Origin of the sequence: Burkholderia sp. 4M9327F10, from assembly GCF_005503145.1 — a bacterium.
Lineage (GTDB): Bacteria > Pseudomonadota > Gammaproteobacteria > Burkholderiales > Burkholderiaceae > Paraburkholderia.
This window is the reverse complement of the sequence record NZ_SCNV01000023.1, coordinates 62,486-75,735: the sequence shown is the minus strand read 5'-3', so window position 1 is coordinate 75,735 and position 13,250 is coordinate 62,486. Positions and strand designations below refer to the sequence as shown.

The following is a 13,250-nucleotide window of genomic DNA, read 5'->3' as shown; positions in this document are numbered from 1 at the left end:
CGGTACGTCGTGGGTCTACACATGGGGCCGTGGTTTTCTTTATCGTAGACGCCTTTCCTAAAAGAACAAAAAGGCGCTCAACATGACCCCTGCCGAAGCAAACGTTCCTCCATCGCTGCGCACCCACGTGCGCCGTGTCGCGCATCGCGGCCAGTATGACCGCGTCACCCTGCATGCGCTACTGGACGAGGCGTATGTGTGCCACGTCGCGTTTACCGACGAACACGGCGTGCACTGCATTCCCACCGCCTGTTGGCGCGAAGGCGACTACCTGTATATCCACGGTTCAAACGGCAGCCGCATGCTGAAGCTGGCTGCGAGCGGTGCGCAGGTTTGCGTCACGGTCACCCATCTCGATGGGCTGGTGCTGGCGCGCTCGGCGTTCAACCACTCGATGAACTATCGCTCGGCCGTGATTTACGGCAGTTTCGAAACGGTGCCAGACGATCATAAGGCCGGTGCGCTGGAAGTCTTCCTTGAAGGCATCGCGCCGGGACGCTCGCAGGAAGTGCGGGCAGGCAACGCCAAAGAACTGGCTGCAACGACGGTGTTGCGTATTGCGCTTGCCGAAGCGGCTTGCAAGACCCGCACGGGCGGTCCGAAGGACGACGAGGAAGATATGGGGCTGGCGGTGTGGGCCGGTGTGCTGCCAATGTCGTTGTCGCCGCTTGCGCCGATCGTCGACGAAGCGGCGGCGGGGATTGAAACACCCGAGTACGTGCGAGAATGGCGCGAGGGCGGGGCGGATTGAGTCGTTTGCGTTGTGCTTGCAATCAATGGGTGGCGGCGTTCTAATTGCAGGACGCGCGAGCGTCCCGCCTGGGTTTAGGCGCCGGGGACGCGTTTGATATTGTCGGAAAGACGTGCGCGACCAAGCGATATATCGGCCACAGAATATGCGCCCATGTCAGGTGAGCCCCCGGTTTTGCGCGAAACCGGCCACTTCGACGAGACTCAAGGTGCTCAGTTTGAGTGCGCAAGGGGCCACCCACCGGTTCGGATTGACTCGCCATGACGCAAGACTCCATACGGCTCGCAAGCGCCGCTTCCACCGCTGACTCGCTCTTTGCACAACTCAGGGCGCGCATTCTACTGCTCGCGGCTTTTGTCGGCTCCATGTGGGTGGTCTTTCTTCTGTCCGCGGCGCTCCCTTTCCTGCATTTGAACCGGCACGGGGTGGTGCCGCGCACGCTTGGCGGCCTGCAGGGCATTCTCTTTGCTCCCTGGCTGCACGCAAATCTCATGCACCTGGTAGCCAACACGGGTGGTCTGCTTATCCTCGGCTGGCTGTGCATGTGGCCGCGCATCGCGAACTTCTGGCAGGCAACCATCGGTGCAATGCTGGGTGCTGGCTTGTGTGCCTGGCTGCTCGGTGCGCCCTACACGGTGCATATCGGCGCGAGCGGACTGGTGTTCGGCTACGCCGGCTACCTGGTCGCGCGGGCCTATTACACGCGGCAGATCGTTGCGATGCTGGTTGCCCTGTTCGTAGCAGGCAGCTACGGGCTGACCATGTTCTACGGCCTGATGCCAATTTACCCGGGCGTTTCATGGCAAAGCCATCTCGGTGGTGCGCTGGGTGGCATCCTTGCCGCGCGCACCGTGGCCCGCGGCGCGCGACTTTCGTGACGTAAAAATGTTGTCTGAGTGAACCCCGGAGATCTGCTCGGTTCCACTACACCGGCGCGGTGCAACTTACGATTTGCCTTTGAGGGTAAACGGAGCTAACAGCGACTGCACATCTACCTGTTGCCCCTGAAGCAAAAGCAGCCTGGCGTGCAGGACCGTGTTTTCGAGAACAAGTTTGGCGGTGCTCAACAGATATAACGCGTGGATATCGGAGACCGACATGTCTGTTTCGACCAGGTGGTGACGCTCGACGAGCGAACTCATCACCAGGCGTCTAAGCTCCTGCTCTCCAAACGGAAGATCGGCGTAGTCGATGGGGTCATCAGCTTCTACTTCCCGCAGCATGTCAACAAGCGTTTCTGTGCTCACTTGCATGTCGGCTCCACGTTGTCGGTAAGGACCAGCATAGCTAAAACTTACGCCATCCCGCAGCCTTAGGCTACCGGTTCCGGACGCGCGAGTCCAGTCTGAACGGTTGCAAAATTGCGTCGTTGTGTTGAGTCGCTGGCTTACCTGTGGAGGCTCATATAGCGCCGTAGCTGGACACTGGGAGTTTGGATTAGAGTAGGCCTTTGCATTTCATCATTCGCCCCGACGCGGAACGATCCCATGCGTGCATCTGCTGAATTGACGAAACGACGGTTGGCACAGGCGCGTCGCCTGTTGGCAATCGCACAAACAGGTCTGCATTACACGGACGGAGTATTCGACAGGGAGCGCTATGAGGAATTGCAGAGTATTGCGTTTGCTCAACTGGCCGACCTTGCCGATATAGATACAGCCGAGATCGCACAGCTTTTCGTCCGCGAAGAAGGTTATGCAAATCCTAAGCTTGACGTTCGCTGCGCGGTTTTCGATGACGCCGGCCAGGTTTTGCTCGTGCGTGAAGCTGCCGATGGTCACTGGTCCCTTCCCGGTGGGTGGGCCGATGTCGGCGCTTCGCCGGTCGAGAATGCCACGCGTGAAGTTCGCGAGGAAAGTGGGTATACCGTGGCCATTGAACGGTTGCTTGCAATATGGGACATGGCGAAACATGAGCATCCGCCCTCTGTCTTCCACATCTGGAAACTGGTGTTCCTGGGGACAATCATTGAGCGAGGTGACGTTTCTGGAGGGGAAACGGACGCCGTTGACTTTTTCCCCGTCAATGAATTGCCACCGCTATCGCTAGGGCGCATCTTGCCCGAGCAGATTCGAAGACTCGATGAACTGCGACTTAGCGGTGGGATGGAGTTTGATTGATCTGGTCGCGCAGATTTATCAATGAGCCGAGTCACTGCGCTTCTCCTTCTGTATTGAAGTAGCACAGGCAGTTGCGATCCCTCCTATGCCGCCCATCTTGGGTCGGCGGATTCACGGGCATGAACCGACTGCTCAAGATCGGTTTCGAAGCGGTGGGACAGTGGCATCTGAACGGCGATACGCTCAGCGTTGCCCTCTTAGTTTCCCTTTAGAGAAATAATTGACAGGAAGGCACGATTCGCAGTAATGTTTCTCTATAGGGAAACAAATCAGCTAAATGCAGATTTCTCAGCTTTCTTTCCATATGGGGAAACTATGGCACGCTCTCTTGACCCGGCCGGTCCAAGACCCGCGCCGCAGGTAGCAGACCTCGACGAGCTTGGAGAGTTGGTGCGCCACCGTCGGCTGGAGTTGGAGCTTCGCATTGATGATGCGGCGCACGCATGCGGCGTCGCGGCCAATGTCATGTCCCGGCTGGAGAACGGCAAACCAGTCGGTGCCGACCGGCTTCTGCGTGTGCTATCGGGTCTTGGCCTCGCCATGCTCGTGACGAGCAAGGAAGAGGCAATCTGGTATCAATCACCACGGCCACTCAAGATTGAAGGGCACGCTGGTAAGGCGCCAAAGGGTGCCATGGGTGCTCGCAGCCCGGGTGCAGGCGACGATGACGTAGGGTCGTGAGGATACAAAATGGCATCAGTCCACACTCTTCACGTGTCCGCCCGTAATGACACAGTCGGCGAACTCGAATTCCAGTCGCTGGAAGACCGCTACGGCTTCAGATACGCTCCAGCCTGGCAGGCCAAAAGGGAAGCGTACTATCTCGCGCCAGCGATTCCACTTCACCGTTCTCCGGATACCCCAGGCTCCGTCCACCGGTTCCTCGAAAACCTGCTCCCCGAGGGGCGCGCGCTCGACATTGCCTCCCAGGTGCATGGGGTGTCGAAAGCCAACACGTTTGCCCTGATTCGCTATCTCGGTCAGGAACCGGTTGGCGCGCTCAGCTTTCTGGCGATGGATGCTGGCCCGGAAGAGGCGGCGCGCATCTTACGCGAGCAACAGAGTGAACCCATCCGCCGGCTTATCAGCGACGATGAGCTAAGCGCGCGAATCCGCGATCGTGACACCATGCCGTTTCCTGTGTGGGACGGCAAGGTCCGCTTATCTCTGGCGGGCTACCAGGACAAGCTGCAGGTGCTCGTGGAAGACGACGATATATCGCTTGCCGGTGGCTCACTTAGCTCGACCCATCTTCTCAAACCGGATAGCCGCGACCCACGAACTCCGCTAATGGTGGCGAACGAGCATTTCTGCATGAGCCTGGCTGCGCACATAGGCATGCGGGTCGCCCCGGTTGCCCTGCGACGAATCCCGGAACCGATTCTGCTCATCGAACGCTTCGATCGCCGTGTCCTCTGGAACAGGGAGACGAGCCTTGCGGACATGGTTGAGCGCATACATTTCATTGACGGCTGCCAGGCGCTTGACATGCCCTCTACGTACAAATACGAGCGCAATATGGGCGCGAACGACTCGAAGCATATCCGCGAAGGCGTCAGTTTCGAGCGGCTCTTCGCGTTGATGGACAAAATGGTGACTCCGGCAACCGCCCGGTTGTTGCTGCTCCGGTGGGCGATACTTCAGTTGCTTCTGGGAAACAGCGATGCACACGGCAAAAACGTGTCTTTCCACGTAACGCCCGCGGGCCTCATGCCTGCCCCGCACTATGACCTGGTTTCCGTCAATGTTTACGGAGGCAGCCTTAAGACCGACATGGCAATGGCCTATGGCGACGCATTTAGACTCGAAGAAGTTACACCTTTCGAGCTGGCCGATTTTGCACGCCGCACGAACACGTCGCCGGCACAACTCGCGCGCGAAATCACAAACATGTCTCGCGCTGCCCTGAAACAGGCGCCGGAGTTGGCCGCCTCTGACGTGTACGTAGGCGATGAGCGTGAGTTGGTCAGGAAGATTTCAGATTTCATCGTCACTCAGGCGCATCGGCTTATCAAGAATGCTTCGCAGATTTCCAAGGTCAACCCGAACATGCTTTAAGTGTTCCCACCGCACCCCCTACTCCACCGTCACCGACTTCGCCAGATTCCGCGGCTTATCAATATCCGTCCCGCGCGCAAGCGCCGCGTGAAACGCAAGCAACTGCATTGGAATGGTGTGCAAGATCGGCGACAGCAAGCCGTAGTACTCCGTGAGGCGGATCACTTCAATATCCGGGCTAACCGCAATACCGCAGTCGATATCCGCGAACACATAGAGTTTCCCACCGCGCGCACTCACCTCATGCATATTCGACTTGAGCTTCTCGAGCAGACGGTCGTTGGGCGCCACCGCAACAACAGGCATCTCATCGCTGACAAGCGCAAGCGGCCCGTGCTTCAATTCCCCGGCTGCATAAGCTTCCGCATGAATATACGAGATCTCCTTCATTTTCAGGGCGCCTTCCATTGCAACCGGGTAATGCATGCCGCGCCCAAGAAACAGGATGTCTTGCCGCCGGGTCAACTGTTCGGCCCAAACCATAATCTGCGGCTCCATGGCGAGCACTTTCGTCATGGCGTCCGGAAGGTGTCGCAACGCACGCAGATGTTGCTGTTCTTCCTGTTCGGAAAGACGTCGCCGGCATTGAGCCAGCGTGAGCGCAAGGAGAAACAGCGCGACGAGTTGCGTGGTGAAAGCCTTCGTCGACGCCACGCCGATCTCAACACCGGCACGCGTAAAGAACGTTAGCGCACATTCACGGGCTAGCATGCTGGTCGGCACATTGCAGATAGCGAGCGTGTGATGCATGCCGAGCTTCTGCGCCACCTGCACGGCGCCGAGCACGTCTGCCGTCTCCCCGCTCTGCGAAACCGCGACCACCAGCGTATTCGGATTGGGCACGCTATCGCGATACCGGTACTCGCTTGCAATCTCCACGTTCACAGGCAATCCTGCGAGACTCTCAATCCAGTATTTGGCGGTGAGCGCTGCGTGATAGCTGCCGCCGCACGCGAGCAGCAGCACTGAGTCCACAGCATTGAGGACACGCCATGCATTGTCGCCAAACAGCTCGGGCATGATCGACGTGACGTCCTGAAGCGTGTCGGCGACGGCCCGTGGCTGCTCGAAGATTTCCTTCTGCATGTAATAGCGGTAGAGGCCCAGGTCGGCGGCTCCGCTGTGCGCGGCCACAGTGTGCACGCGGCGTTCGGCACGTTGGCCGTCGGCATCGACAACCCAGTAGCGATGCAGTTGAAGATCGACCACATCGCCGTTCTCCAGGTAGGCAATTTGATCGCTGACTGTGGCGAGCGCAATGGCATCCGAGGCGAGGAAGTTCTCCGCGTCACCTACGCCAACCACGAGCGGCATGCCGTCGCACGCGCCCACCAGGCGATGCGGTTCGTCGCGGCAAAGCACAGCAATCGCATAGCTGCCGCGCAACTGGACGACGGCCTCGCGCACGGCCTCGAAGAGATCGCCGTTGTACAGATGATCGATCAGGTGGGCGATAACTTCGCTATCGGTCTGGCTGGCAAAGACGTAACCACGCGCTTCGAGCGTCGCCCGCAGTTCCTCATGATTTTCGATGATGCCGTTGTGAGACAGCGCAATACGTGGCGTCTCCGCGTTCGGCGAGAAGTGCGGGTGTGCGTTGTCAGTGACGGGTTTGCCGTGCGTCGCCCAACGGGTATGCGCGATGCCGGTGTAGCCGGACAGGCCGCGCCGGGCAATCTCGTCCTGCAGGTTCGCTACCCGTTCGACGCTGCGCGAGCGCAGCAACTGGCGGTCGTGATAAAGCGCCACGCCGCATGAATCGTAGCCGCGATATTCGAGGCGCTTTAACCCGTCGACTAGGTTCGGCAGGATGTTGCGCTGTGCGACCGCACCGACAATTCCACACATGAGGTCTCTCCGTCAGGGTTCGTGGCAGGAATCAGTGGTGCGATCTTAGGGGTGAGCTTGAGAAATTAAATTTCGAAATATAGAAGTTTATGAAATTTGAACTCTCAAGTAAGATATGATGAAATTTAATTTCACATCGAACGAACGAGAGAGACAGTGAGCGGCATTTATCTGGACGACCTTGATGTGAGGATTCTCGGCGTCCTGCAAGCGGACGCGTCGGTGTCGAACCTTGAACTGGCGGCGCGGGTGCATGCTTCGCCACCCACGTGTCTGCGCCGGGTGCGTCGTCTCAAGGAGGTGGGCGTAATCCAGCGGCAGATTGCAATCATCGATCAGGCCAAAATCGGCTCTACGCTCATTGCGATCATCGAGGTCAGTCTCGACCGGCAGACGACTGAGGATTTCGCGGCCTTCGAAGCCTACATTTGCGCTGAACCTGCGGTGACGCAGTGCTATCGGGTCTCGCCGGGTCCGGACTTTGTGATCGTCGCCGATGTAAAGGACATGCCCGAATACGACGAACTCGCGCGGCGGCTGTTCAAGGCTTCCTCCAACATTCGCAATGTGCGCACGTTCTTCTCGACGCATCGCGCCAAGTTCGAGGCGAATGCGCCGGTGCGCGTCGCGATGGACCGAAGTCAGTAGGCCACGCCGGCTGCCTGCGAACACCCGCAGCCCACAGCCCGCAAACGGCAACGCGTGACCGCGAGGCATTCAAGAACCGCCTGTGCCTCGATCCGCCCAAATCGAGCACTTCCGGACACGCGAGCGAGGGTTGCCGCGCCCTAGAATTGCCGGCATGTCATCAATCAATCCACGCCCCACCTCCGACCGGCACAGCGAGCTGATCTCCCGCGCGCTTGCCTACGCAGAGACTCATCTGGCCGAACCGCTAACCGCCGAGATTCTGGCGGATCGTGCGGCCATGTCTCGGCACCACTTCCACCGCGTATTTCGTGCCTACGTGGATTGCAGCGTGGCGAGCTACATCACCTGGTTGCGCCTGCGTCGTGCATTCGCACTGCTGGTTAGCGGAGACGAACCCGTCGCCGAGATCGCCGCGGCGGTCGGCTATGAATCTGCCCAGGCGCTGGCGAAAGCCATGCGACGGGACTTTGGAACAACGCCCACCGCAGTGCGCCAAGGTGGCGCGCCTGCTTTCGAAAACCTGCTGGGCCACGGCAAGGAAGCGGGTTTACGAAATACTTCTTACGGAGCGATCGACATGCAAATCACCCGTCTGACCCATTTGCCTGCGGGCATTGTCGCGCTGACTGCCACGGCGCGCGGCATGGTAGACAACACAATGATGCGCGCCGCGCAGCAAGCGTACGGCGAAGTGCTGCAAGAGGCCGAGCGAGCCGGCCTTCGCGAACACGTTAAGAGCTATCTGTCGTTAGTGCCCGACGATCCCCAAGGCCCCGACGATCCGCACTGCCGTTTTGTGGCTGGTCTGGTATTTGGCTATTCGCTCGCTACGTGCAGCGGAGACGTCGAGCAGCCTGCGGGTATATCGCCTTCGGGTTCGCTGGCGTGGCAGCTGATCGCCGGCGGCCGCTACGCCGTCTTTACCCACGTTGGTCCCTACACCACGTTGCATCTCACCTGGAAGTCGATCTATCGCGACTGGCTTCCGGCATCCGCCGAGCGGCTTCGCGATGAACCGCCTCTCGAACTCAATCTGAGCAGGGCGGAAGCGACCCCGCCGAGCCAGCTACGCACGGAGATCTGGTTGCCGCTTGCCTAGTGGCCTCGGCGCCTCGGCGGCCCGCATGACCTGCAAGTTGCCTCGTCAGCACTTGCCGGCAACAACCGCTATGCTATGCGTTCCGCCCAAACAAGGACCGTCTCATGAAACAGCCACAAGGATCCATGATTACCTTCAAGCGCCCCGATGGAAAGGACGTTGAAGGTTATCTCGCCACGCCGCAGAACCCCGTGGGCGCACCCGCGATTGTCGTGATTCAGGAGTGGTGGGGCTTGAACGACCAGATTCGCGGCGTCGCCGACCGGCTCGCCCAGTCCGGCTATCTGGCGCTCGTGCCCGATCTCTATCGCGGCAAAATGACGGTCGAGCAGGAAGAAGCGCACCATCTGATGAGCGGTCTCGACTTCGGCGACGCCGCCGCCCAGGATATTCGCGGCGCGGTGCAGCATCTGAAGCAACAGACCGAACGTGTCGCCGTAACGGGCTACTGCATGGGCGGCGCACTGACGCTGCTGGCGCTCGGACAGATTCCCGAGCTGTCTGCTGGCGTGGTGTGGTACGGCTGCCCGCCGCTCGAGTACATCCAGGCAAACAACATCAAGGTTCCAGTGCTCGCTCACTGGGCCAAGCAAGACGTCTTCTTTCCGCCGGCCGCTGTCGAGGCCGTCGAAGCCAAACTGCGCGACGCGAAAGTCGACTATGAATCGCATCATTACCTCGCGCACCACGCGTTCGCCAACGAAACGGCAGTCGGCCCCGGCCGTATTGAAGGCACCCAGTTCGATCCGGTCTGGTCGCAACTGGCATGGGATCGCACCTTGACCTTCTTCGGCCGCACCATGTGGCCGCAACGCGGCTAGTCTGAACTGGCTCGTGGGCGCTGGCGGGCCTTGCGGGCCTGCCACCCCCTCGCCACCACATTGAACGACTCCCTCCTCAGTTCGGTCTCACCCTTGCGCTGACCCGTTATCTGGCGCATGCGTCCGCTCGGCGCATGCGCGTCCCGGCTCGCTGCGGCGCTCCGCACTCCTGCTGCAAATGGCCCCGGCAAAGTTTCCCGGCAAACGCGGCCAGGCGCGACTAACGTACTACGGTACGACCTTGCAGGATTTCCGCTCGTCCATGTGAGCTTTCTCGCGCACGGCACGCTGCGGCGATTCTGTTTCACAACTGCTTGAACGACCGCGACGGCAACGCTCGCGGTATCTCACGTAAGGAGTGAAAGATGCAGCTAGGCATGATTGGATTGGGGCGCATGGGCGCCGACATGGTGCGGCGTCTGACCGCTGGCGGTCAGACCTGCGTGGTCTACGACGCCCAGCCGGCCGCGGTCGAGAAACTCAAACAGAGCGGTGTGGCAGGCGCTTCTTCGCTGGAAGATCTGGTCAAGCAACTGGCCAAGCCGCGGGCTGTCTGGTTGATGGTGCCGGCGGCCGTGGTCGATTCCACGCTGGCGCAACTGACACCCTTGCTCGAACCGGGCGATATCGTGATCGACGGCGGTAATTCGTTCTATCGCGACGACATCCGTCGCGGCAAGGAGCTGGCCGCGAGGCAACTGCACTACGTGGATGTCGGAACGAGCGGCGGCGTGGCCGGCCGCGAACGCGGCTATTGCCTGATGATTGGCGGCGAGGCCGCGGTGGTCGAGCGGCTCGGGCCGATTTTTTCGACGCTGGCGCCGGGACCGGGCGCGGCCGTGCCGACGCCGGGGCGCAGCAAGGACGCGGCGGGCACTGCCGATCACGGCTACCTGCATTGCGGCCCGCAAGGCGCCGGACACTTTGTCAAGATGGTTCACAACGGCATCGAGTACGGCATCATGGCCGCCTACGCCGAGGGCATGAACATCCTGCACAAAGCCAATGCAGGCAAAGAGACCCGGGAGATCGATGCGGAAACATCGCCGATGCGCAGTCCCGAGTTCTATCAATACGACCTCGATTTGCCGGAGATCGCGGAGGTGTGGCGCCGCGGCAGCGTGATCGGCTCATGGCTGCTCGATCTGATTGCGGCATCGTTGGTCGGCGATGCCGGCCTCAAAGAGTACACGGGACGCGTATCGGATTCGGGCGAGGGGCGCTGGACGGTCGAGGCGGCCATCGACGAGGGCGTTCCTGCGCCGGTCCTCAGTGCGGCGCTGTTCGAGCGTTTCAGTTCGCGCGGCGAGGACGACTACGCGAATCGCGTGATGTCGGCGATGCGGCACGATTTCGGCGGCCACGTGGAGAAGTCCGCTACCAAGTAAGGCACGCCGTAGCCTGGAGCGACTGCGGCTGGCGCCGCGAGGGCCCGCTGGGCCTTTGCGGCGCATGTCGTGGAGAAGCAGGGCGATTCGGGTTGGCAGGATACAATTCGGCAGCGCCAAAATTGTTCCAAACCGACCTGATCGATCCATGCTCAATCCTACTCGGACCTACCTCCTGGGTCCGCTGCTGAAAGGCGTCTCACGTTCGTTCTATCTCACGCTGCGTATCTTGCCCGCCGGCATGCGCGACCCTATTGGCCTCGCGTATCTGCTCGCGCGTGCCGCGGATACGATCGCGGACACCTCGCTGATTCCCCCGGAGCAACGTCTCGAGCTGCTGCTGTCGTTGCGCGCTCAGATCAACGGTGCCCCCGATGAAGGCGCGTTCCTGCAGCGGATGGCCGTCGAGGTTGCGGGTCAGCAGACGCAGTCGGACGAAAAGCTGCTGCTCGAATCGCTCGGGCCGGCGCTCGCGATTCTCGCGCACCTGGGCGAGTCGGACCGTGAGGCGGTCCGCGGGATTGTCTCGACGCTGACCGAGGGCATGGAGTTCGATCTCCGCACGTTTCCTGACGAGCGTTCCGGGCAGATCGTGGCGCTTCGGGAATTGGCCGAGCTCGACCGCTACACCTATCTGGTGGCGGGCTGCGTGGGCGAGTTCTGGACACGGATGACCTACGCGCACATGCCGGGGACGCTCAAGGATGCCCCTGAAACCATGCTCGCTCGCGGAGTCCGTTTCGGCAAGGCGCTGCAGATGACCAACGTGCTGCGCGACTGCGGCAAGGATTTGCGCATCGGCCGCTGCTATCTCCCCGTCGCGCTGCTGGATCGCTTCGGTCTGACTCCGCAGGACCTGCTGGCGCCGGCTAATTCGTTGCGTGCGCAACCGCTGCTGTTCGAACTGGTGCGGCTGAGCCTGGATCACTTCCGCGCGGCGCTCGAATACACGCTGGCGATTCCCCGCTTCTCGGTGCGCTTGCGGCTTGCCTGCTTGTGGCCGGTGCTGATCGGTCTCGAAACCTTGGTGCTTCTGGTGCATAACGAGGCGTGGCTCGATCCGGCCAAGGTCTCGAAGATCCACCGCGGCAAGGTGTACGAAGTGCTGGGGTATTCGACCGCGCTGGTGGCGTCCAACGCCGCGCTGCGTCGCTGGACCGGGCGGTTGATTGGGCAAATCGAAGCACGTCTGCAGGGCTGAGCGCGCCGCACCCGGCGTTATTCCAGTTCGCCGGGCGGATCGGTCATGTGCGGCTCGCTGACCTGCTCCAGGATATAGCCGTAACGATAGACGCTGCTCAGAATATAACCATTGTGCGGCCGAAGATTGAGCTTCGAGCGGATCATGGATGCATGACTATCAATGGTCCGCGATATGAGTTCGGCTTTCTGATTCCACACGACTTCCCTTATATGGGAAATGGAAACCGGTCGCGACATATTCCTGAATAGCAGCAAAGAAAAATCGTATTGCTTTCTTGTCAGGCTAATAAAATTTCCGGCAATAAAAACACCTTGGCCGGAGTGATCGAAACGGTATTCGCCGAAGCTTTCCTCGGGGCAACTTCGCGCGCCCTTCGACGTGCGGCTCAGTATGGTGTCGACCCGGGCAATCAAGCTCTCCGATGTGGTCGGCAGGCGCAGGATATCGGCGATCCCGGAGGTCGAGAGGTAAAGCAATTCGGGCGCGACTTCCGGCTCCGAGCAGACCAGCACCGGCAATCCGGCCGGCAGTTTGAGGCGAAGCCGTGTTAGCGTCTCGACCGGGTTCGTGTCTTCGGTCACGTGGCCAAGCATCACGAGGTCGAATGGGCGCTGAAGCGCCATCGTGTACAGGTCATGCTCGGACTGGAACAGATGACACTCGTAATTGCCCGCTTCCAGATGAAGTTTCAGAAAGTCCGCCTCGGCTGCTAGGGCGGTCAGTATGGCGATGCTCATTTTTGAATCCGTCAACGGAATGATTTTCTGCCGGTAGAGGCGTGGCTTCACGCCATGCAACCTGCGTACCGTAGAGAGGCTGTGCGGCATAGACTCAACGCTTCGCGCCGGCAATGGGCGAAGCGTTGTGCGTATGGGCGACAAAGAGGGGCGACAGTGTTTTAGCTCGATCGCCAAGGCCTGGCTGGAGTGATCGGCCCGTCACGGGTGCAGACTGGGTGGTCCATCGTATACCTGCTCCTTCCACGCAGATCATGGCGCCTCTACTCACAAGGGCGCTCGATCTTCAGGTTTACAGTTCTTTCAGGCAAACAGCAGACGTGTGCCGTCGAACCATTTGCCCACCTTCCCCAAGCTGCATATATTTATGTTCGTGAAATTATCACGCGTTAAAAAATTGTTTGTCGACTTTTGTGAGTTTTTGTAGAAAAATATCGAATGTAAAATCTGACGTCCACTGCGCATTGAAGGCATGCTGGGCGTGAACCCAACTCGATCTCATGGTATTTGACCATTGCAAATTGATTCGGAGAGCGGAGCATTGCTCGCTTGCCGGACCACGCAGTGCGCAAC

13 protein-coding genes are annotated in these 13,250 nt (G+C 60.1%); 10 read left to right on the top strand and 3 right to left on the bottom strand.

Annotated elements, in window-relative coordinates; genetic code table 11:
• Positions 1-82 precede the first annotated feature (82 nt).
• A complete protein-coding gene (locus tag FFS45_RS20965) occupies positions 83-751 on the top strand; it encodes a pyridoxamine 5'-phosphate oxidase family protein (protein WP_137956543.1) in 669 nt (222 codons plus the stop codon).
• A gap of 260 nt (positions 752-1,011) precedes the next feature.
• Entirely contained in the window at positions 1,012-1,629 is a 618-nt protein-coding gene (locus FFS45_RS20960) for a rhomboid family intramembrane serine protease (RefSeq protein WP_137956542.1), read from the top strand.
• 66 nt (positions 1,630-1,695) lie between these two features.
• Here FFS45_RS20960 and FFS45_RS20955 read toward each other — a convergent pair whose 3' ends face one another.
• Positions 1,696-2,004, bottom strand: coding sequence for a hypothetical protein (locus FFS45_RS20955; protein WP_137956541.1), 309 nt, complete (start codon positions 2,002-2,004; stop codon positions 1,696-1,698).
• Between the two features lie 234 nt (positions 2,005-2,238).
• Between FFS45_RS20955 and FFS45_RS20950 the strand changes: the two genes are divergently transcribed.
• From FFS45_RS20950 to FFS45_RS20940, 3 genes are all read left to right on the top strand, one after another.
• The gene (locus FFS45_RS20950; RefSeq protein ID WP_137956540.1) at positions 2,239-2,871 is read left to right on the top strand and encodes an NUDIX hydrolase; all 633 of its coding nucleotides are present in this window, start codon (positions 2,239-2,241) and stop codon (positions 2,869-2,871) included.
• 315 nt (positions 2,872-3,186) lie between these two features.
• The gene (locus FFS45_RS20945) at positions 3,187-3,552 is read left to right on the top strand and encodes a helix-turn-helix domain-containing protein (RefSeq protein WP_137956539.1); all 366 of its coding nucleotides are present in this window, start codon (positions 3,187-3,189) and stop codon (positions 3,550-3,552) included.
• Between the two features lie 9 nt (positions 3,553-3,561).
• Positions 3,562-4,929: a HipA domain-containing protein gene (locus FFS45_RS20940; RefSeq protein WP_137956538.1), complete on the top strand. Its 1,368-nt coding sequence runs from the start codon at positions 3,562-3,564 to the stop codon at positions 4,927-4,929.
• Between the two features lie 18 nt (positions 4,930-4,947).
• Here the strand turns inward: FFS45_RS20940 and glmS are convergent, their stop codons facing one another.
• Positions 4,948-6,777, bottom strand: a complete 1,830-nt coding sequence (glmS, locus tag FFS45_RS20935) for a glutamine--fructose-6-phosphate transaminase (isomerizing) (protein WP_137956537.1) — start codon at positions 6,775-6,777, stop codon at positions 4,948-4,950.
• A 156-nt stretch (positions 6,778-6,933) separates the two neighbouring features.
• Between glmS and FFS45_RS20930 the strand changes: the two genes are divergently transcribed.
• From FFS45_RS20930 to FFS45_RS20910, 5 genes are all read left to right on the top strand, one after another.
• Positions 6,934-7,425: an Lrp/AsnC family transcriptional regulator gene (locus tag FFS45_RS20930; RefSeq protein WP_137956536.1), complete on the top strand. Its 492-nt coding sequence runs from the start codon at positions 6,934-6,936 to the stop codon at positions 7,423-7,425.
• Between the two features lie 154 nt (positions 7,426-7,579).
• Entirely contained in the window at positions 7,580-8,527 is a 948-nt protein-coding gene (locus FFS45_RS20925) for an AraC family transcriptional regulator (protein ID WP_137956535.1), read from the top strand.
• Between the two features lie 104 nt (positions 8,528-8,631).
• Positions 8,632-9,348, top strand: coding sequence for a dienelactone hydrolase family protein (locus FFS45_RS20920; protein WP_137956534.1), 717 nt, complete (start codon positions 8,632-8,634; stop codon positions 9,346-9,348).
• Between the two features lie 365 nt (positions 9,349-9,713).
• Positions 9,714-10,736 (top strand): phosphogluconate dehydrogenase (NAD(+)-dependent, decarboxylating), encoded by a 1,023-nt coding sequence (gene gnd / locus FFS45_RS20915; RefSeq protein WP_137956533.1) that lies wholly within the window; start codon positions 9,714-9,716, stop codon positions 10,734-10,736.
• A gap of 148 nt (positions 10,737-10,884) precedes the next feature.
• Entirely contained in the window at positions 10,885-11,937 is a 1,053-nt protein-coding gene (locus tag FFS45_RS20910) for a phytoene/squalene synthase family protein (protein WP_137956532.1), read from the top strand.
• Between the two features lie 17 nt (positions 11,938-11,954).
• Here FFS45_RS20910 and FFS45_RS20905 read toward each other — a convergent pair whose 3' ends face one another.
• Positions 11,955-12,677, bottom strand: a complete 723-nt coding sequence (locus FFS45_RS20905) for a response regulator transcription factor (RefSeq protein ID WP_171029701.1) — start codon at positions 12,675-12,677, stop codon at positions 11,955-11,957.
• Positions 12,678-13,250 lie beyond the last annotated feature (573 nt).